The sequence below is a fragment of the Amycolatopsis sp. WGS_07 genome (assembly GCF_045278895.1).
GTDB lineage: Bacteria > Actinomycetota > Actinomycetes > Mycobacteriales > Pseudonocardiaceae > Amycolatopsis.
The window spans coordinates 4,007,384-4,026,121 of record NZ_CP136053.1; the positions used below are offsets into that span (position 1 = coordinate 4,007,384).

General features: G+C 69.0%; 15 protein-coding genes. 9 read left to right on the forward strand and 6 right to left on the reverse strand.

Going from position 1 to position 18,738, the window contains the following annotated elements:
* Positions 1 to 25: 25 nt before the first annotated feature.
* The 5 genes from RPX00_RS19225 to RPX00_RS19245 are packed head-to-tail and all read left to right on the forward strand — an operon-like array spanning position 26 to position 5,944.
* Positions 26 to 1,363: a nitrate/nitrite transporter gene (locus tag RPX00_RS19225; protein WP_406641130.1), complete on the forward strand. Its 1,338-nt coding sequence runs from the start codon at positions 26 to 28 to the stop codon at positions 1,361 to 1,363.
* Position 1,364: 1 nt separating this feature from the next.
* The gene (nirB, locus tag RPX00_RS19230) at positions 1,365 to 3,869 is read left to right on the forward strand and encodes a nitrite reductase large subunit NirB (RefSeq protein WP_406641132.1); all 2,505 of its coding nucleotides are present in this window, start codon (positions 1,365 to 1,367) and stop codon (positions 3,867 to 3,869) included.
* Positions 3,866 to 4,198: a nitrite reductase small subunit NirD gene (gene nirD / locus RPX00_RS19235; RefSeq protein ID WP_406641134.1), complete on the forward strand. Its 333-nt coding sequence runs from the start codon at positions 3,866 to 3,868 to the stop codon at positions 4,196 to 4,198. Before nirB ends, nirD begins: the two co-directional genes overlap by 4 nt.
* Positions 4,195 to 5,322, forward strand: a complete 1,128-nt coding sequence (locus tag RPX00_RS19240) for a uroporphyrinogen-III synthase (RefSeq protein ID WP_406641136.1) — start codon at positions 4,195 to 4,197, stop codon at positions 5,320 to 5,322. The genes nirD and RPX00_RS19240 overlap by 4 nt, the downstream gene beginning before the upstream one ends.
* A gap of 10 nt (positions 5,323 to 5,332) precedes the next feature.
* Positions 5,333 to 5,944 (forward strand): formylglycine-generating enzyme family protein, encoded by a 612-nt coding sequence (locus tag RPX00_RS19245; protein ID WP_406641138.1) that lies wholly within the window; start codon positions 5,333 to 5,335, stop codon positions 5,942 to 5,944.
* On the opposite strand, the gene RPX00_RS19250 is transcribed toward RPX00_RS19245, so the two are convergent.
* Genes RPX00_RS19250 through RPX00_RS19260 form a run of 3 tightly spaced genes read right to left on the reverse strand, consistent with a single transcriptional unit; the run spans position 5,941 to position 8,438 of the window.
* On the reverse strand, positions 5,941 to 6,891 hold the full coding sequence (locus tag RPX00_RS19250) for a squalene cyclase (protein WP_406641140.1): 951 nt from the start codon (positions 6,889 to 6,891) through the stop codon (positions 5,941 to 5,943). The genes RPX00_RS19245 and RPX00_RS19250 overlap by 4 nt on opposite strands.
* 21 nt (positions 6,892 to 6,912) lie before the next feature.
* Positions 6,913 to 8,031: a DNA glycosylase AlkZ-like family protein gene (locus tag RPX00_RS19255; protein WP_406641142.1), complete on the reverse strand. Its 1,119-nt coding sequence runs from the start codon at positions 8,029 to 8,031 to the stop codon at positions 6,913 to 6,915.
* 11 nt (positions 8,032 to 8,042) lie between these two features.
* Positions 8,043 to 8,438 (reverse strand): DUF3224 domain-containing protein, encoded by a 396-nt coding sequence (locus tag RPX00_RS19260; RefSeq protein ID WP_406641143.1) that lies wholly within the window; start codon positions 8,436 to 8,438, stop codon positions 8,043 to 8,045.
* A 62-nt stretch (positions 8,439 to 8,500) separates the two neighbouring features.
* Here RPX00_RS19260 and RPX00_RS19265 point away from each other — a divergent pair, with 62 nt between their 5' ends.
* Positions 8,501 to 9,478 carry a helix-turn-helix transcriptional regulator gene (locus RPX00_RS19265; protein ID WP_378308511.1) on the forward strand — a complete coding sequence of 326 codons (978 nt, stop codon included), beginning with the start codon at positions 8,501 to 8,503 and terminating at the stop codon, positions 9,476 to 9,478.
* Positions 9,471 to 10,277 (forward strand): uroporphyrinogen-III synthase, encoded by an 807-nt coding sequence (locus RPX00_RS19270; RefSeq protein ID WP_406641145.1) that lies wholly within the window; start codon positions 9,471 to 9,473, stop codon positions 10,275 to 10,277. The genes RPX00_RS19265 and RPX00_RS19270 overlap by 8 nt, the downstream gene beginning before the upstream one ends.
* Here the strand turns inward: RPX00_RS19270 and RPX00_RS19275 are convergent.
* Together RPX00_RS19275 and RPX00_RS19280 are read right to left on the reverse strand one after the other, a co-directional pair.
* On the reverse strand, positions 10,274 to 11,095 hold the full coding sequence (locus tag RPX00_RS19275) for a siderophore-interacting protein (RefSeq protein WP_406641147.1): 822 nt from the start codon (positions 11,093 to 11,095) through the stop codon (positions 10,274 to 10,276). The genes RPX00_RS19270 and RPX00_RS19275 overlap by 4 nt on opposite strands.
* 216 nt (positions 11,096 to 11,311) lie before the next feature.
* Positions 11,312 to 11,656, reverse strand: a complete 345-nt coding sequence (locus tag RPX00_RS19280) for an MGMT family protein (RefSeq protein WP_406641149.1) — start codon at positions 11,654 to 11,656, stop codon at positions 11,312 to 11,314.
* 116 nt (positions 11,657 to 11,772) lie between these two features.
* On the opposite strand from RPX00_RS19280, the gene RPX00_RS19285 reads away from it, so the two are divergent.
* Together RPX00_RS19285 and RPX00_RS19290 are read left to right on the forward strand one after the other, a co-directional pair.
* Positions 11,773 to 14,946, forward strand: a complete 3,174-nt coding sequence (locus tag RPX00_RS19285; RefSeq protein WP_406643007.1) for an ATP-dependent helicase — start codon at positions 11,773 to 11,775, stop codon at positions 14,944 to 14,946.
* Complete coding sequence (locus RPX00_RS19290; RefSeq protein WP_406641151.1) at positions 14,943 to 18,320, forward strand: ATP-dependent helicase; 3,378 nt, start codon at positions 14,943 to 14,945, stop codon at positions 18,318 to 18,320. Before RPX00_RS19285 ends, RPX00_RS19290 begins: the two co-directional genes overlap by 4 nt.
* Before the next feature lie 3 nt (positions 18,321 to 18,323).
* Here RPX00_RS19290 and RPX00_RS19295 read toward each other — a convergent pair whose 3' ends face one another.
* The gene (locus tag RPX00_RS19295) at positions 18,324 to 18,707 is read right to left on the reverse strand and encodes a DoxX family protein (RefSeq protein WP_378308518.1); all 384 of its coding nucleotides are present in this window, start codon (positions 18,705 to 18,707) and stop codon (positions 18,324 to 18,326) included.
* Between the last annotated feature and the right edge of the window lie 31 nt (positions 18,708 to 18,738).

Genomic DNA, 18,738 nt, shown 5'->3' on the forward strand with positions numbered 1-18,738 from the left:
CGCCCCCGGTAACAAGGAGGACGCCATGACCCGCCGCTGGATCGAGCACTGGGATCCCGAGGACGACCAGTTCTGGGAGCAAACCGGAAAGCGTGTCGCTCGGCGCAATCTGTGGTTTTCCGTGTTCTCCGAGCACATCGGCTTCTCGGTCTGGACATTGTGGTCGGTCGTGGTGCTGTTCATGGGCCCGGCCTATGGCTTCAGCGCGGCGGACAAGTTCCTGCTCGTCTCCACGCCGACGGTGGTCGGTGCGGTCATGCGGATCCCGTACACCTTCGCGGTCGCGCGGTTCGGCGGTCGCAATTGGACGATCATCAGCGCTCTGTTGCTGCTCATTCCCACGGTGTTGACGGCCATTGTGCTGCACCCGGGAACTTCGCTCGGCACGTTCGTTCTGATGGCTGCGCTCGGCGGCGTTGGCGGCGGTAACTTCGCGTCCTCGATGGCGAACATCAACACTTTCTATCCGGAACGGTACAAGGGCTGGGCGCTCGGCTTGAACGCCGGTGGCGGAAACCTTGGTGTCGCGGTGATTCAGCTCGTCGGGCTTCTCGTGATCGGCACTGCTGGTGCGACGGCTCCTCGGCTGGTGCTTTACATCTACATCCCGCTTATCGTTGTCGCTGCGGTTTGCGCGGCGTTGTTCATGGACAACCTGGCCAGTGTTCGCGGCGACACCAAGGCGATGCGCGAGGTAGTCCGTTATGGACAAACCTGGGTCATGTCGCTGCTGTACGTCGGCACGTTCGGTTCGTTTATTGGTTACAGCTTCGCTTTCGGTTTGGTGCTGCAGAACCAGTTCGGCCGGACGCCGTTGCAGGCGGCTGCGGTGACGTTCTTGGGGCCGCTGCTGGGTTCGCTGTCCCGGCCGATCGGCGGATGGCTGTCCGACCGGATCGGCGGCGGCCGCGTCACCTTCGCGACCTTCGGGGCAATGGCGCTGGCGACCGTGGTGCTGGTGCTGGCGTCCTCGGCTGATTCCCTCGCGTTGTTCACGATCGCGTTCATCGTTTTGTTCGTGCTCACCGGGGTCGGGAACGGATCGACGTACAAGATGATCCCGGCGATCTTCCAGGTGAAGGCGCGAGCGGCGATTCAGGCTGGCGCGGACGAGGCGACGGAATTGCGGAACGCGCGCCGGCTCTCCGGGGCGTTGATCGGACTGGCGGGTGCGATCGGGGCGCTGGGCGGGTTGTTCATCAACCTCGCGTTCCGGCAGTCGTTCGCCGAGACGCACAGCGGGGTTCCGGCGTTCATCGGATTCCTGGTCTTCTACGCGGTGTGCGTGGGCGTGACGTGGTTCGGCTACCTGCGCAAGCCGGCGGTGCGCGCGCAGGTGGCGTTGGCGGGAGCGGAGGTCTGAAATGCCTACAGTGGTGGTCGCCGGGCACGGTATGGTCGCGCACCGGTTCGTGGAGGCACTTCGTGCGGCGGACTCGGCGGGCGAGTGGCAGGTTGTCGTCTTCGGCGAGGAAAACCGTCCGGCTTACGACCGCGTCGCGCTGACCTCCTATGTAGACAGTTGGGACCCGGACGCGCTGGCGTTGCCCGGTTCGGACTACGCCGGGGACGACGCGGTCGAACTTCGCCTCGGCGAGGTCGTCGTTTCGGTGGACCGGGACGCCAAGACGGTGACGACGGCGGCCGGACACGTGCAGCCGTACGACTCGCTGGTGCTGGCGACTGGTTCTCGTCCGTTCGTGCCGCCGGTGCCGGGCCGGGACCTGCCGGGCGTCTTCGTGTACCGGACGATCGAAGACCTCGACGCCATCCGGGCCGCGGCTGAACGCCAAGGGCGTGGCCGTCGGGCGGCAGTGGTCATCGGCGGCGGCCTCCTCGGCCTGGAGGCCGCGAAGGCGTTGCGGGACATGGGATTGTCGCCGCACGTGGTGGAGATGGCACCGCGCTTGATGCCGCTGCAGGTTGATGATGGCGGTGGCGGGCTGTTGCGGCGGCTCATCACGAACCTGGACGTGACTGTCCACACGGGAACTTCCACGGAAGCGATCGAGTCGGACGGTGCACGGTTGCTGGCTCGGCTGGGCAACGGCACCGAATTGGACGTCGACCTCGTGGTCTTTTCCGCTGGTGTCCGTCCGCGCGATGACCTAGCGCGCGAGTCCGGTTTGGACGTTGGCGAACGGGGCGGCGTGCTGGTCGACGCGACCTGCCGGACCAGTGACTCGGCGGTTTACGCGATCGGCGAGTGCGCGGCGGTCGAGGGCCGGGTGTACGGCATCGTCGCGCCCGGGTACGCGATGGCGGAGGTGGTCGCGGCGCAGCTCACCGGCACCACGGCGAGCTTCCCCGAACCGGACACCGCGACGAAGCTCAAGCTGATGGGCGTGGACGTCGCCAGCTTCGGTGACGCACACGCGGCGACTGAAGGCGCGCTGGAAGTCGCGGTGAACGACGCCGTGGCCGGGACGTACAAGAAGCTCGTGGTCACTGACGACGGCCGGACGCTGCTTGGCGGGGTGCTGGTCGGCGATGCTGCGGAGTACAACACACTGCGGGCGTTGGTCGGCCGTCCGCTGCCTGCCGACCCGGGTGCGCTGCTCGCGCCGGCCGGCGGCGGTGCGGCGGTCGGCGTGGACGCGCTGCCGGACGAGGCGCAGGTTTGTTCCTGCAACGGGGTTTCCAAGGGCACGCTGACCCGGGCGATCACTGAGGACGGTTGCGATTCGGTCGGCAAGCTGAAGGCGTGCACGCGGGCGGGAACGTCGTGCGGCTCGTGTGTGCCGATGCTCGCGAAGCTGCTGAATGCGTGCGGGGTTGAGCAGTCGAAGGCGTTGTGCGAACACTTCACGCAGTCCCGCGCTGAGCTGTTCGAGATCATCCGGGCGACGCGGATGACGACGTTCAGCGAGGTCGTGAGCCGGTACGGCACGGGGACCGGGTGCGCGGTGTGCAAACCCGCGGTGGCCTCGATTCTGGCGACGCTGGGAAACGGGCACATCCTCGGCGGCGAGCAGGCGACGCTGCAGGACACGAACGACCGGTTCCTCGCGAACATGCAGCGCAACGGCAGCTATTCGGTGGTGCCGCGCATTCCCGGCGGCGAGATCACGCCGGAGAAGCTGATGGTGATCGCGCAGGTCGCGCAGGATTTCGGGCTGTACACGAAGATCACCGGCGGACAGCGGATCGACCTGTTCGGGGCCACTGTGGACCAGCTGCCGGAGATCTGGCGACGGCTGGTCGACGCGGGCTTCGAGTCCGGACACGCCTACGGGAAGTCGTTGCGGACAGTGAAATCCTGCGTCGGGTCGACCTGGTGCCGCTACGGCGTGCAGGACAGCGTCGGGTTGGCGATCGATCTGGAGCTGCGGTACCGCGGGCTGCGGTCACCGCACAAGATCAAAGCTGGCGTTTCCGGCTGTGCGCGTGAATGCGCGGAGGCGCGTGGCAAGGACTTCGGCGTGATCGCCACCGAGCACGGGTGGAACCTTTACGTCGGCGGCAACGGCGGAGCGACGCCTCGGCACGCCGAACTGCTGGTGTCTGATGTGGACACTGAGACATTGGTGCGCACCATCGACCGGTTCCTGATGTTCTACGTGCGCACGGCGGATCGATTGCAGCGCACGGCACCCTGGATCGAGGAACTGGACGGCGGACTCGACCACCTGCGTGCGGTGATCGTGGACGACAGCCTCGGCATCTGCGAAGACCTGGACGCGGCGATGGCGAAGCACGTCGAGGGCTACACCGACGAATGGCGCGGGGTGCTGGAGGACCCGGACAAGCTGGCGCGGTTCAGTTCGTTCGTGAACGCGCCGGGGACGCCGGATCCGTCGATCTCGTTCCGGGCGGAGCGGGAGCAGAAGGTCCCGGTGCTGCTGGGAGTTCCGGAGGTGCGGCGATGACCATGACCTCACCCTGGACCGCGGTGTGCGCGGCGGTGGACATTCCGAAGTTCTCCGGTGCGGCGGCGCTGGTCGACGGTCAGCAGGTCGCGGTGTTCCACGTCGGCGACAGCTGGTACGCACTGTCCAACTGGGACCCGATCAGTGGTGCCGCGGTGTTGTCGCGCGGGATCGTCGGCGACGCCGGGGGAGAACCGGTGGTCGCCTCCCCGGTCTACAAAGAACGGTTTTCGCTCCGAAGTGGAGAGTGCCTCGACGCGGAAGGGGTTTCGGTGCCGGTGTATCCGGTTCGAGTGCGGGACGGGGTGATCGAGGTGGGCTCGCCGTGACCGAAGTCCGGCCGCTGGCCGGGTTCACGGTGGGAATCACGGCAGCGCGCCGAGCTGAAGAGCTGGGCGCGCTGCTTGTGCGCCAGGGCGCTTCGGTGCGCTACGGGCCGGCGATCCGGATCGTGCCGCTGGCCGACGACACGGAGCTGCACGCGGCCACGATGCGGTTGCTGGAGTCGCCTGTGGACATTGTGGTGGCGACGACTGGGATCGGTTTCCGGGGCTGGATCGAGGCTGCCGAAGGGTGGGGCCTCGGCGAGAAGGTGCTCGATCACCTGTCGAACGCTTCGTTGCTGACCCGCGGCCCGAAGGCGGCCGGGGCGGTGCGGACGGCGGGGCTGGCGGAGGACTACTCGCCCGCTTCGGAGAGCAGCGCGGAACTGCTGCAGTACCTGACCGAGTCCGGAGTGGACGGACGGCGGATCGCGGTACAGCTGCACGGTGAACCGCTGCCGCACTTCGCGGAGGCCTTGCGGCAGTCGGGTGCTGAAGTGATCGAGATCCCGGTGTACCGCTGGGTGGCCCCGGCCGACCCCGGGCCGCTTGACCGGCTGTTGGACGCGGTTCTGGAAGGAACTGTCGACGCCCTGCCGTTCACGAGCGCGCCCGCCGCCGCGTCCACAGTCGCGATGGCACGGCGGACCGGTCGGCTTGGTGCGCTGGTCGAGGTACTGAGCAGCCGGGTGATCGTGGCGTGCGTGGGTCCAATCACCGCCGGTCCGCTCGCCGCGCTGGGTGTCCCGACTGTCCAACCGCGACGGTCGCGGATCGGCGCGCTCGCGAGAACCGTCGCCGACGCTTTGGTCACCGCATCGCCGACGCTGTACGCCGCCGGTCATGTGCTGCAGGTCCGCGGCACCGGCGCGTTGGTGGACGGCGATTGGCGAGAGATCGCCCCGGCGCCGATGGCGCTCCTGCGGGCGCTTGCCCGGCAGCCGGGCCGGGTGGTCGCGCGTCGCGAGTTGTCCGCCGAGCTTCCGTCCGGGGGCGAGGCGCACGCGGTGGAGACGGCGATCGGCCGGTTGCGGACGTCCCTTGGCGGCGGTGGGCTGGTGCAGACGGTGGTCAAACGCGGCTACCGGCTCGCGGTGGACCCCAGCGACACCCCGGCGTCGATCGGCTAGCCTCGGACTGGTGCGGATGGTCCCGATCCCGCCAGGCTCGGTGACGCTCACCGACCGGCGGACAGAACGCAGCTGGACAGTCGACGTGCCCGCGTTCGAGCTGGGCGCGATACCGGTCACCGAGGAGCAATACCGCGGTGGCGGCGAGCTGCCCGCCGTCGAGGTGTCCTGGTTGGACGCGGTGCGCTTCTGCAACACACTGTCCGAACGCGACGGACTCCCGCCCGTCTATCGGCTTCACGGCAGCGAAGTGGAGTGGGACCAGACCGCGTCCGGTTACCGGTTGCCGACTGAAGCGGAGTGGGAACACGCTTGCCGAGCGGGGAGTGAAGGCCCGAGGTACGGCGATCTGGACGAGATCGCCTGGTATGAAGGCAACTCCGGCGGCCGGCTGCATGCGCCTGGCGAGAAGCTCCCGAACGCCTGGGGTGCTTACGATCTGCTGGGCAACGCCTGGGATTGGTGCTGGGATCTCTACGATCCGGCGGTCTACGGCGAGTACCGGGTCCTCAAAGGCGGCGGCTGGGCGGATGAACACTGGAGCGTCCGGGTTTCGGTGCGCCGCCGGAGCCACCCGACGTTCCGGGTGGACGACGTCGGCTTTCGCGTCGCACGGTCCTAGGACCGCGCCGAGTCCCACCAGGACAGAATCCGCGTTCCGTACAGCGTCAGCCACTTCGACGGCTCGCCGGCCGGGACGTCGACCTCGAACCACATGTCGCCGCGCAAACGCCCGTCCTGCAGCCAGGTTCCGTCCGGCTGCCGGGCGGCGCGAATCCGCTCCACCGCGTCGGCGAGGCGCGGGTCGGGCGGGGTGTCGTCCACGATGGCGGCTTCGCGGAAGTACTCGACCGCGTTGATCGTGCTGTAATGCCACCGAATCGGATACGCGAAATGGTCTACCCAGGACGCGACCTGCTCGCCGGTCGAGAGGCGGTACATCAGACGGCGTTCCAGCAGGTATTCCTCGCCGGCGCGGCGGGCGGCGTGGGTCTCGTCGGTGCCGCCGGTCGCGACGTCGTAGGCGAGCAAACCTTTCACGGCGTTCAGCGTCGAATGGAAGGACGAGCGTTTCGATCCGTCAACCCATTCGCAGTTCCAGCCGCCGTCGTCCATTTGGTGTTCGGGGAACCACTGGGCCAGCCGGGAGACGTCGACCCCGAGCCAGCCGCCGTTCGCGAGTGTCCAGGCGTTGATGCAGACGTCGACCTCGCCGTCCCAGTACGGCAGGTTTTCGTATTCCCAGCGGGAATTCTCGGCGATCAATTCGGCGGTGCGGCGATCGCGTAGTACCGCCGGATCCAGTCCCCATTCGCGCAGCATATTGAGCGACCAGGTGGTGGCCGTCCACGGCTGTCCGGAGTCTGGGCCGGGTTGGAATCGGGCGGGGAAGAAGGCACCGCCGGCCCACTGTCCGTCCGGGTCCTGGTGCGCGAGCAGTTGCGCGCCGAAGCCTTCGGTCGCGATCCGGTGCCGGGTGGCCGTCCAGACCTCGGGCGGCGCGCCCGCCAAGTCCCGTTCGACCTGCCAGCGCAGCGCTGGGTCGGAGTCGAGCAGCCATTTCAGCACGTCAAGACTTTAGCCCGCCGGTCAAGCCCAGGTCACGGAAAAGTCCTGGTAGCCCCGGGCGGTCGCGGCCCGGGCGGCCTCGTCCTCGGCGGCTTCGCGGTCCGCGCGGCGCAGCGGGTCGAATTCACTGAGCGTGAAGGTCAGCCGCTTGCCCGACGCTTTCGTCCGCCAGACGCCGAGAATCTCGCCGTCGACCAGTAACGCACCGGGGCTGCCGAGGATTTTCCACACCTCTTTCGCCCGCGCTTTGTCCGGGACGAGCACCGCTTTGTCGCGGCCCTGGGTATACGGGTCAAGCGGGGGCAAAAGCCGTACTCCAGCTGGCGACGGCGGATTCTCCAATGCGGCCAACCGATCGGTCGGCAGGAATGCTCGCCGGCCATCCACTTTTATCTCGGTGACCGCCGAGGGCCAGGTGTCTCGTACGCAAGTCTTCGCGGTGCCGACGAAACCGGCCGCGTCACCCGGCGTCGCGGGTCCGTTGAAGCGCAAATACTGCTCAAGCACCCGCGAAACCGCCGCGGGAACCGGGCGGGTGGAAAGCCGTCCGCGATTCTCCAGCGGTGCGAGCGTCGCCGGAGTCTGCCCGGGTTCGAGCCGCGCGCCGCCGTGCAGGGAAGCGAGCCGCATGAGCTGTTCGTGCACATGGGTCGCATTGCAGCCGCGGCACCAACGACTGAACGCCGGCGGCAGCAGCTTCGTGATTTCGGTGCTCACCGCGCCTTTGGTCATCGGCTTGGTGACCACCTTGCGGATCGCTCGCGCGGTCGTGAACAGAACGTCCACAGGAGACACGCCAGCGGCCTGAATGTCCTTTTTCTGCCACAACATCCGGGCCAGCGCGTCCGGGTCGTCCACCGGCACCAGTGCGGTCACCAGCTCCGGCAGGTCCGTGCGCCGGTGGAAATGCGGCGCGCCCCGGTGCGACCACACCAGGGCGAGCCGTTGATCGTCCACAAGCGACTCCGGAGTCACCGGATCCGGCATCCGCGCGGCGAGCGAGAGCGCAGCGGTGTCGCGCATGCTGTCCTGGAGACCGAGGTCCAGCAGCGGCAACGCGTACGGATCGGCGACGGAGCGATGCAGCCCCTGCTCGGCGATCCGGTACGCCAGCGCCTGTTCGCGCGACACCTCCAGCATCTCGACCTCCGTCAGATCGTGTAGTCGAAGGTGTACGACACGGTCGGTTCGCCCAGCACGCCGTGCACCGTGCCGGTGCCGCTGATGCCGGCCAGCTCGCCGGTACCGGAGCCCGGCACGACCTCGAACGTCGAGCGGATGCTCTTCGGGTCGAAGCCCCACTCCTGCCGGACCACGAACGTGCCGCGGCGGCCGTCGACGGTGCCCTCGAACCGGTCGTAGCCCGGCGACGTGGTCGCGCCGCCGTCGTAACCCTCGCCCGGGTAGTACAGCAGGTAGTCGCCGGTGGCCGCACCCTGGATCAGGCCGGAGTACTCCATCGCCGCGTGCACGTAGGCGACGCGCGGGCCGCCCTCCTCGCCGCTCGCCACGTGCTCTTCCCACTTCGTCATGCCAAACGTGTTCATGCCGCACACTCAATCAGTCATACCTGCCATCTTGTGTCAGGTTTTTCAGTCATACTTTGCGCATGCGTGCCGGCCGTTTGCTCACCGTGCTTCTCCTGCTGCAGAACCGCGGCCGGATGACCGCCGACGAACTGGCCGCTGAGCTGGAGGTTTCGGTCCGGACCGTGTACCGGGACATCGAGGCGCTGTCCGCTTCGGGCGTTCCGGTGTACGCCGACCGCGGGCGCAGCGGCGGATACCAGCTCGTCGACGGCTACCGGACCCGGCTGACCGGCCTCAACGAGGACGAGGCCCAGTCGCTGGCGCTGGCCGGGCTCCCGGTGGCGGCCGCGGAGCTGGGGCTCGGCACGGTGCTGGCGGCGGCGCAACTGAAGCTGTACGCGGCGTTGCCGCAGGAGCTGCGCAGCCGCGCCGGTCGCGTCGCCGAACGGTTCTACCTCGACGTTCCCGGCTGGCATCGCGGCATCGAAAGCCTGCCGACACTGTCCGCGGTCGCCGACGCGGTGTGGGCTGCGAGGCGGATTCGCGTCCGGTATGAACGGTGGGGGCAGCGCGAGGTCGAGCGGGTGCTGGAACCGCTCGGGCTGATCCTCAAAGCGGGCAACTGGTACCTCGCCGCCCGGTGCGAGGGGACCGATCGCACCTACCGGATTTCGCGTATCCACGAGCTGACCGACCTCGGCGAGGAGTTCGAGCGACCGGCGGATTTCGACCTCGCCGGTTACTGGCAGGAGTGGTCCGAGCAGTTCGAGCGCCGGATGTACCCCCGAAAGGCGACAGTGCGCCTCTCGCCGCGGGCGCAGGCTCTCGTACCGTTCTACGCGGGTAGCGTCGGCGCGCGGGCGCTCCGCGAGGCAGTCGCCGCCGGAGCGGAACCGGACGGCGACGGATGGTTGACGATCGAGCTGCCGGTCGAACCGGGAGAAGCGGCGATCGGTGAACTGCTGCGGTTCGGGCCGCACGCGGAGGTGCTCGCGCCGGAGGACCTGCGGACGGAACTGGCGACGGCGATCCGGGAGATGGGACAGGCGTATGGGTGACCTGGACGGGGTGCGGATCGGGGTGACGGCCGAGCGTCGTGCGGACGACCTGATCGGGGCGCTGCTCCGGCACGGCGCCGAGGTTCGGCACGCGCCGACGATCACGATCGTCCCGCTGGCCGACGATCCTGAGCTGCGCCGCGGCACCGAAGCCGTGCTCGCCGCGCCGATCGACCTCGCGGCGGTCACCACCGGGGCCGGTTTCCGCGGCTGGCTCGACGCCGCCGAAGGCTGGGGCCTCCGCTCGGCGCTGCTGGACGCGCTGTCCGGGTCGCGCATCTTCGCGCGCGGGCCGAAAGCGGTCGGTGCGGTGCGTGGCGTCGGCCTGCGCGAGGAGTACTCGGCACCCGGCGAGAGCAACGACGAGCTGTTCGGCGCGCTGACCGACGCCGGGGTCGACGGCGCGCGGGTGGCTGTTCAGCTGCACGGCGCGCCGCTGCCGGAGTTCACCGATCCGCTTGCCGCGGCGGGGGCGTCGGTGCTCGCCGTGCAGCCGTATCGCTGGCACACGCCGCCGGATCCGCAGCCGGTGTTCTCGTTGATCCACGAAGTGCTGTCCGGAGAACTGGCCGCGTTGGTGTTCACCAGCGCCCCGGCCGCGACGAATTTCCTGACGCTCGCCGACGAGTCCGGACGCGGCGCGGAGCTGCGCGAGACCCTGCGCGATGGCACGGTCGTCTGCGCGTGCGTTGGTCCGGTGACCGCTGCGCCATTAGAGACAGCTGGAATCCGCACGCTACAGCCTGAGCGACAGCGTCTCGGCGCGTTGGTGAAGCTAGTGGTCGCGAAGCTCGCTTAAGACGCTTCGGCCCGCTCGCGTCCGACGGCTTCTTCGCTGAGCCCCTGACGCCAGTAGCCGGTGAAGCAGATGGCGGTCTTGTCGAAGCCACGCTCGCGGACAAGGTGTCGCCGAACGAGCTTCACAACGCCTGCTTCGCCGGACACCCACGCGTACGGCGTGCCGTTGGGCAGCTCTGCCGCGCGTACGGCCTCTACGAGCGCTTCACCGTGCGTACGGTCGCCTCGGACGATCCAGTGCACCTCGACCGCACCGTTGGTCTCGAAGGTCTGTCGCTCCGCGCGGTCCGGGATCTCGACGTACACCGACGCGCGCGCCGACTGCGGCAGCCTCTCGAGGATTCCGCCGATCGCCGGCAACGCTGTTTCGTCGCCGACCAGCAGCTGCCACGTCGTGCCGTCGGGCACCTCGTACAGCCCGTGCGGGCTCAGAAACGCGACCCGATCGCCGACCTCCGCCTGCCCGGCCCACGACGACGCGGGCCCGCTGCTCTCCTCGTGCAGCACGAAGTCGACGTCCACCTCGCCGCTCGCCGGACGCGCCGCGCGCACCGTGTACGTCCGCATCGGCGGCCGGATGTCGTCGGGCATCGCGAGATACCGGCGATACCAGGACAGGACGTCGCCGTCGCCCACCTCCCCGGGCGGCAGATGCGGCTCCTCCTGGCCGGGGAGGGGGAAGAACACCTTCACGTACGCGTCCGGAGCCACCGGGTCCGTCGCCGCGAGACCCGGGCAGTCGAAGGTGATCCGGGCCATGTGCGGGGTGATCCGGCGGACCGCGGTGACCTTGCCGGAGTGGTAAGTCAGGACGCTCATTAGGTCAGGCTAACCTAAAGTGCGGGTGGCGGGCTATGGCTGTCGGGGATGGCGGAGGCCACGCTTTCCGGCTCGGGGCGGGCGCGAGTTCGGCTGGCCAGGATCCGGAAGGTGCCGGGTTGACGGGCGCTGCTGGGCGCAGTGGCGGCTGGTCGCCTGGTGGAGACGTCCGCGAGGCGCTGAGCTGCTGCGAAGTCGAGTCGTCAGCCGGGGCAGCTAGAACAAGCTGGGCGGCTCGTCCTCGCCCCGAGAAACGTCGTGGGGCTCGCTGCCGTCGGGCCGCCAGCGGTACTTCCGCAGGTCCACTTTCTCGCCGTCCGCCAGCACGCCCTCGGCGCGCAGCCGCTCCAGCTGTTCGTGCAGCAGGTGCGGCGCGGGGGTCCCGTTCGCGCGGAGGATGCGGTGCCAGGGCAGGTCGTGGCCGTCCTCGGCGAGGGTGCGGCCGACCAGGCGGGGCGAGGGGGCTCCGGAGAGCGCTGCGACGTCGCCGTACGTCGCGACTGTCCCCGCGGGGACGTCGGCGATGACTGCGCGTATCCGCTCGTGCAGTTCGTCGTTCATGGCTCGCCAGATGATAGTCCCGCCGAGGGGTGTGCCGGTGCGCCACCCGGGTGAGCGGGCATGGTTCCATCGCTGATGTGCACGTGCGGAGAGCGGGAAACGGGCAGGCGCGGCTGGTGCGCCCGCCGGTCCCCGCCGCACCCTCGTTCACCTGGGACGAGGACGCTCGCCGGCTGCTGTCGGCCCCCGCTGGGTTCCGCCGGGTGCTGGGCGGGCCGGGCACCGGCAAGACGGCGTTGCTCGCCACCGCCGCCGCGCGCCGGATCTCGGAGGGGGCGGATCCGGAGAGCGTGCTGCTGCTCACGACGTCCCGTCGGGCGGCCGACGCGTTGCGGGCCGACCTCACCCGGCGGCTCACCTCGGATCCGGACCAGGAGTCCCCGCTGCCGCGCACAGTGAGTGAACCGCTGGTGCGCACAGTGCATTCGTACGCGTTTTCCTTGTTGCGCCTGGAAGCTCGCGCCGAGGAGCTGCCTCCGCCGCGGTTGCTGGCCGGTGCCGAGCAGGACGTGGTCGTGCGCGAGCTGCTGGAGGGCGACCTGGAGGAGGGCGCGACCGGGTGGCCGGAGCAGCTGCGGCCCGCGCTGACCGTGCCCGGGTTCGCCGAGGAACTGCGCGATCTGCTGATGCGGGCGGCCGAGCGCGGGCTCGGGCCGGAGGATCTGACCGAACTCGGGCATCGCCAGGATCGCGAAGAGTGGGTCGCCGCTGGGCAGTTCTGGGCGCAGTACGAGGAGGTCACGCAGCTGCAGGGCGCCGGCGGCAACGCGCTGGGGCTGCCCGCCGCGCCCGCGCTCGACGCCGCTGAGCTGGTCACCTCGGCGTTGCTCGCGCTGGAGGACGACGACGAGCTGCGCGAACGGGAGCGAAGCCGGGTCCGGCACCTGTTCGTGGACGACGCGCATCACCTGGATCCATTGCAGGTCCAGCTGATCCGTTCGATCGGGCACACCGCGGAGGAGTTCGTGGTGGCCGGCGATCCGGACCAGTCGGTGTTTTCCTTCCGTGGCGCGGATCCGAAGCTGTTCGCCGATTCCGACAACGACGGCGACCGGACAGTCATGCTGACCACGTCGCACCGGCTCGCTCCGACGATCCGGACGGCGGTCGCGAAGCTCGGCGCGACGCTTTCTGGTGCTTCCGCACATCGCAAACTTGTTTCGCCGAAAGGGAAACGCGGCGGCAAGGTGCGGGTGCGGCTGATGCCGACTCCGGCGGGCGAGGCGAGCTGGATTGCCGACCAGCTGCGGCGGGCGCATCTCATGGACGGGGTGCCGTGGTCGGAGATGGCGGTGCTGGTGCGGTCGCCAGCGCGGACTTTCCTTGTGCTGCAACGGGCCTTGCGGGCGGCGGGGGTGCCGATCGGTTCGGCTACCGAGGAATTGCCGTTGGCGAAACACTCCGCAGTACGGCCGTTGCTGGCGGTGTTGCGGATCGCGGCGGAGCCGGAGTTGCTGGACGTCGACATCGCCGAGATGCTGCTGTCCTCGTCGCTCGGCGGGGCTGATCCGTTGGCGTTGCGGCGGTTGCGGCGTGGTCTCCGACGGCTGGAGCTGGCTGGCGGCGGACAGCGGTCGAGTGACGAACTGCTCGTGGAAGCGTTGCGGGGCGGGGACATTCTCGTCGGTCTCGCTGACAACGAGGCGCTGCCGGTCCGTCGTGTCGGCAATCTGTTGAGCGTCACGCACCAGGCGGTGAGCCGTGGTGAAGGCGTCGAGCAGGTGCTGTGGGAACTGTGGCAGGCGAGCGGGCTGCAGGAACGGTTGCTGCGCATGGTGGATCGCGGCGGTTCGCTTGGTGCGCAGGCGGATCGCGATCTTGACGCGGTGGTGGCGCTGTTCGATTCGGCTGGCCGGTATGCCGATCGGTTGCCCAGGGCGAGTGTCGCGTCGTTCGCGGATTACCTGTCGTCGCAAAACATCGCGGGGGACACGCTCGCCCCGGCCGCTATTCCGGGTGAAGGGGTTTCACTGCTTACCGCGCACGCGTCGGCGGGTCGCGAGTGGACGGTGGTCGCGGTCGCCGGGGTGCAGGAAGGCGCGTGGCCTGACTTGCGGTTGCGTGGGTCGTTGCTGGGCGTGGAGCGGCTGGTCGATCTGCTGTCCGGAGTGGACGAACACGACAAGGTGTCCGCTATCGCGCCGATTCTCGCTGAGGAACGGCGGCTGTTTTATCTCGCGGCGAGCCGGGCGCGCCGGACTCTGCTGGTGACCGCGGTGGCTGGGGAGGACGAGCAGCCGTCCCGATTCCTCGACGACCTTGAGGAGAACGGCGCGGACGACGGCATGCTCGATTCGCGGATGAAGCCGCCGGGTCGCTCGCTCGTGCTGGCGGAATTGGTCGGCGAGCTGCGCGAGGTCGTGTGCGACGACAAGGCGGATCCGGAGCGGCGGAAGCGCGCGGCGAAACAGCTTGCCCGGTTGGCCGCGGCTGGGGTTCCGGGTGCGCATCCGGACACCTGGTACGGGCTGCTGGAAGCGTCCACTGAGGACCCGGTGCACGGGCCTGGCGATCTCATGCGGATCTCGCCGTCCACTGTGGAGATTCTGGTGAAGTGCCCGTTGCGCTGGCTTATCGAGCGGCACGGCGGGAGCGACCCGGCGCAGCTGGCGGCGGTTACCGGGACCCTGGTGCACGGTCTGGCGCAGGCGATCGCAGGTGGCAGCACCGAGGAGCAGATCCAGGCCGCGCTGGAAGAAGCGTGGGTGCGTGTCGATGCTGGGGCACCGTGGTTTTCGCGGCGCGAACGGTCCCGGGTGGAGCAAATGCTGCGCAACTTCGTGTCGTGGCTGGAAATGTCGCGTCGCGAGCTGATCGAGGCCGGGGTCGAGCAGGACATCGAGGTCGAGTTGCCGATGGGCGACGAAGAGGTGCGCGTGCTGCTGCGCGGCCGGGTCGACCGGGTGGAGATGGACAAGGACGGCCGCCCGGTGATCGTGGACATCAAGACCGGCAAGGTTCCGGTGTCCAGTGCGGACGCGGAGAAGCATCCGCAGCTCGCGGCGTATCAGCTGGCGGTGCTGCTGGGGGCGGTCGAGGGCAAGAAGACGCCTGGCGGCGCGAAGCTCGTGTATGTCGCGAAGGGGAACAATAAAACCGGGGCCACGCAACGGGATCAGCCGCCGATGGACGAGGACAGCGGGCGCGAGTGGCTGGAACTCGTCCGATCGGCCGCGGCTGCCGCGGTCGGCCCGGATTACCAGGCGCACGAGAACGCCGACTGCGACCGCTGTCCGGCGCGCGGTTGCTGCCCGTTGCGTCCGGAAGGCCGCCAGGTGACCGGACCGTGAGCCCGGTGGTTGTCGCCAACCCCGTCGGACCCGCGGAAATCGCTGACGCACTGGGGTTGCACCGTCCGACGCCCGAGCAGGCGACCGTGATCGCGTCGCCGGTCGAGCCGTCGCTGGTCGTCGCGGGCGCGGGCGCGGGGAAGACCGAAACCATGGCCGCGCGCGTGGTCTGGTTGGTGGCCAACGGAATCGTGAGCCCGGAGCGGGTGCTCGGCCTGACCTTCACCCGGAAAGCCGCGCGTCAGCTCGGTGAGCGGGTGCGCGCACGGTTGCGGCGGCTCGCTGGTTCCGGGCTGCTGGAGCGGATCGACCCGTCGGGTGCGCTGCGGGCCACTGTGGTCGCGGGTGAGCCGACGGTGCTGACTTATCACGCGTATGCCGGGCGGTTGTTGTCGGAACACGGTTTGCGGTTGCCGGTGCAGCCTGGCGTCCGGTTGCTTTCGGAGACTTCGTCGTGGCAGCTCGCGCATCGCGTGGTGTCCACTTGGGACAACGACCTGGACACCGACCGAGTGCCGCCGACGGTCACCGCGCAGCTGCTCGCGTTGGCAGGCGAACTTGGCGAGCATCTGATTTCGACGGAGAAGCTCGCGCAGTACACCGAGTGGCTGTGCGAGATCATCGAAAACGCTCCGCGCGCTAAAGGGCAGCGTGCGTCGCTGCCGGTGAAGCTGCAGGAAGTGCTGGCGGCGCAACGGTTCCGGCTGGCGTTGTTGCCGCTGGTCGAGGATTACCACCGGCGCAAACGGGCGGAAGGCGCGCTGGACTTCGCGGACCAGATGTCGCTCGCGGCGCAGCTCGCCGATGGATATCCGGCGGTCGTCGCCGGGGAACGCGAGCGGTACGGGGCTGTGCTGCTGGACGAATACCAGGACACCGGGCACGCACAGCGAGTGCTGCTGCGGTCGTTGTTCGGCGGGGTCGATCACCCGCCGATGCCGGTGACCGCGGTCGGCGACCCGGCGCAGGCCATTTACGGCTGGCGCGGCGCGAGTGCGGCGAACCTGCCGAGGTTCACCACGGACTTCCCGCGCCGAGGTGCGGAACGGCTCGAAACCGCACACGAATTCGGGCTGCTCACCAGTTTCCGCAATCCGCCGGAAATTCTGGAGCTGGCGAACGCGATCTCGGAACCGTTGCGGCAGCGCGGTCTCGGCGTCGAGCGGCTGCGCGCGCGGGACGGTGCTGGTCCGGCGGACATTGCGGTCGCTTTGCTGCCGGACGTGCGCGCGGAACGCGAATGGGTCGCCGATCAGATGGCGCAGCGTTGGCATGCGGAGAAAGAAGAATCCGGCAAGCCGCCGACCGCTGCCGTGTTGGTGCGCCGCCGCGCGGACATGGCGCCGATCGCGGCGGAAATGCGGATGCGCGGTCTTCCGGTGGAGGTCGTGGGCCTCGGCGGATTGCTGGACGAACCGGAGGTCGCCGACCTGGTGGCCACGCTGCGGGTGCTCGCCGATCCGCTGGCCGGAAGCGCGGCGGCCCGGTTGCTCACTGGCGCGCGCTGGCGGATCGCGGCGGCGGACGTCGCGGCGTTGTGGCGGCGGGCCAACGAACTCACTTCGCCCGAGCCGCGCGCGCAGGAGGGCGAGGAACCGGAACTGGTCGCCGAACGCGCGGAGCAGGCCGGGCTGATCGACGCAGTCGACGAACCCGGCGCGCCCGAGCGCTATTCCGCCGATGGGTACCGCCGAATTCGTCGCCTGGGCGCGGAATTGACCGCATTGCGTCGTCGGCTGGACCAGTCGCTGCCGGAATTGGTGGCGGACGTCGAACGCACCATGCTGCTTGACGTCGAATCGCTCGCTCGTCCGGGTTCAGCCGGGCGAGCGCACCTGGACGCGTTCGCCGAAGTCGTCACCGACTACGCGGAAACCGCGCCGACCGCCACTCTGTTGTCCTTTGTGGACTACCTGAATACCGCGGCACACGCGGAAGACGGCTTGACGCCCGGTGAAGTGCAGGTGGTGCCGGACCGGGTACAGGTGCTCACGGTGCACTCCGCCAAGGGGCTCGAGTGGGAAGTGGTGGCTGTCCCGCATCTGGTCGCCGAGGTGTTTCCGGGCAAGCGTCGTTCGTCTTCCTGGCTGCGCACTTCCACCGCACTGCCCGCGCATTTGCGTGGTGACGCGGCGGATCTGCCGAAGCTGCACGTCGCGGAAGGCTATGACCGCAAGGAAGTGCAGGAAGCGCTAGAACTGCACGAGGAAGGTTTCGTCGCGCGCGAAGCCGACGAGGAGCGACGGTTGTGTTACGTCGCATTGACGCGTTCTGAGCGTGCGCTGCTCGTTTCCGGGCATTGGTGGAACGAAAGCAGTACGCGGGCGAAAGGGCCGTCCATCTTTCTGTCCGAGATCGCCGAGGTGATGGGCGAGGCCGAGCCACCGCTGGGCGTGGTCGATGTTTGGGCGGACGAACCGGCCGAGGACGATGAAAACCCGTTGGTCGCGGATTCCCGGACAGCGAAGTGGCCGGTGGATCCGCTGGGCGACCGGCGATCCGGCGTCGCCAGCGGGGTGGACCTCGTGCTGGCGGAAATGGCTGCCCTGGAAGAAGAACCGGAGCCGGAACCAGAAGCCGAACCGCTCCCCGCCGCGGACGACGACGAAATCCCGCTGCCGCCGGAACCCGAAGACGAAGACGATTACCTGCCCGACGACTACCCCGAAGAGGACGAGGACGTCGTCGACCCGGAGGACCCGGACGGCTGGGCCGCCGACACCGACGTTCTGCTCGCCGAACGCGCCCGCTCGCAATCCACTGTGGACCGCGTCGCGCTGCCAGCGCAGCTGAGCGTGAGCCAGCTGGTGGACCTGGCGTCCGATGCGGACGCTCTCGCGCAACGCCTGCGTCGCCCGCTTCCGTTGCCGCCCAATACGTTCGCCCGTCGCGGTACCGCGTTCCACACCTGGCTGGAGCAACGGTTCTCCGGAGACCGTCTCCTGGAGATCGACGACCTCCCCGGGGCGGCCGACGTCGGCGAAGCTCCGGACAGTGATTTCGAAGCCCTGCAAGAAGCTTTCGAGCGCAGCGAATGGGCTGACCGGGTCCCGGTGGCGGTGGAGGTGCCGTTTTCCGCGGACGTCGAGGGCATTACCTTGCGCGGTCGGATGGACGCGGTGTACGCGGATCCCGACGGCGGCTGGACAGTCGTGGACTGGAAAACCGGCTCCGTCCCGTCCGAGGAACGGTTGCCGGCACTGTCCATTCAGCTCGGTGCGTACCGGCTCGCGTGGGCGGCGCTGAAGAAAGTCCCGGTGGAACGGGTCCGCGCGGCATTCCACTATGTCCGACGTGGACACACGCTGCGCCCGGCGGATCTGCTGGACGCGGAAGGCCTGCGCGCCTTGCTGCGCAACATTCCGCAGGAGTAGCGGCTAGCCCCGGTCGCGCACGGTCAACGCCCAGCTCACCAGCGGCCACTGCAGCGGCAGCCGCAGCCACGCCACCGCGCGGTCCCGGGCCGGACGGCCGCGCCGCTGGTAATCCAACGCCATTTTCACATTCCCCGGGAACACGCCGACGAACAGCAGTGCCGCCGCCAGCCCGCCCAGCCGGCGCGTGCGCGGCAGCGCGATCCCGGCCGCGACGGTCAGCTCGGCGGCGCCCGAAACGTAAGTCCAGGTGCGCCGGTCACCGGGCAATTCCTTCGGGACCAGCGCGTCGAACGGCTTCGGCCGGGCGAAGTGCAGGACGCCCGCCCCGGCGAGGAGAGCGGCGAGCAGATGGGCCGGACGTTGCGACGCGCGGGGCTCGGACATGCGGCAAGACTGCCACACCATGATCGCCGCG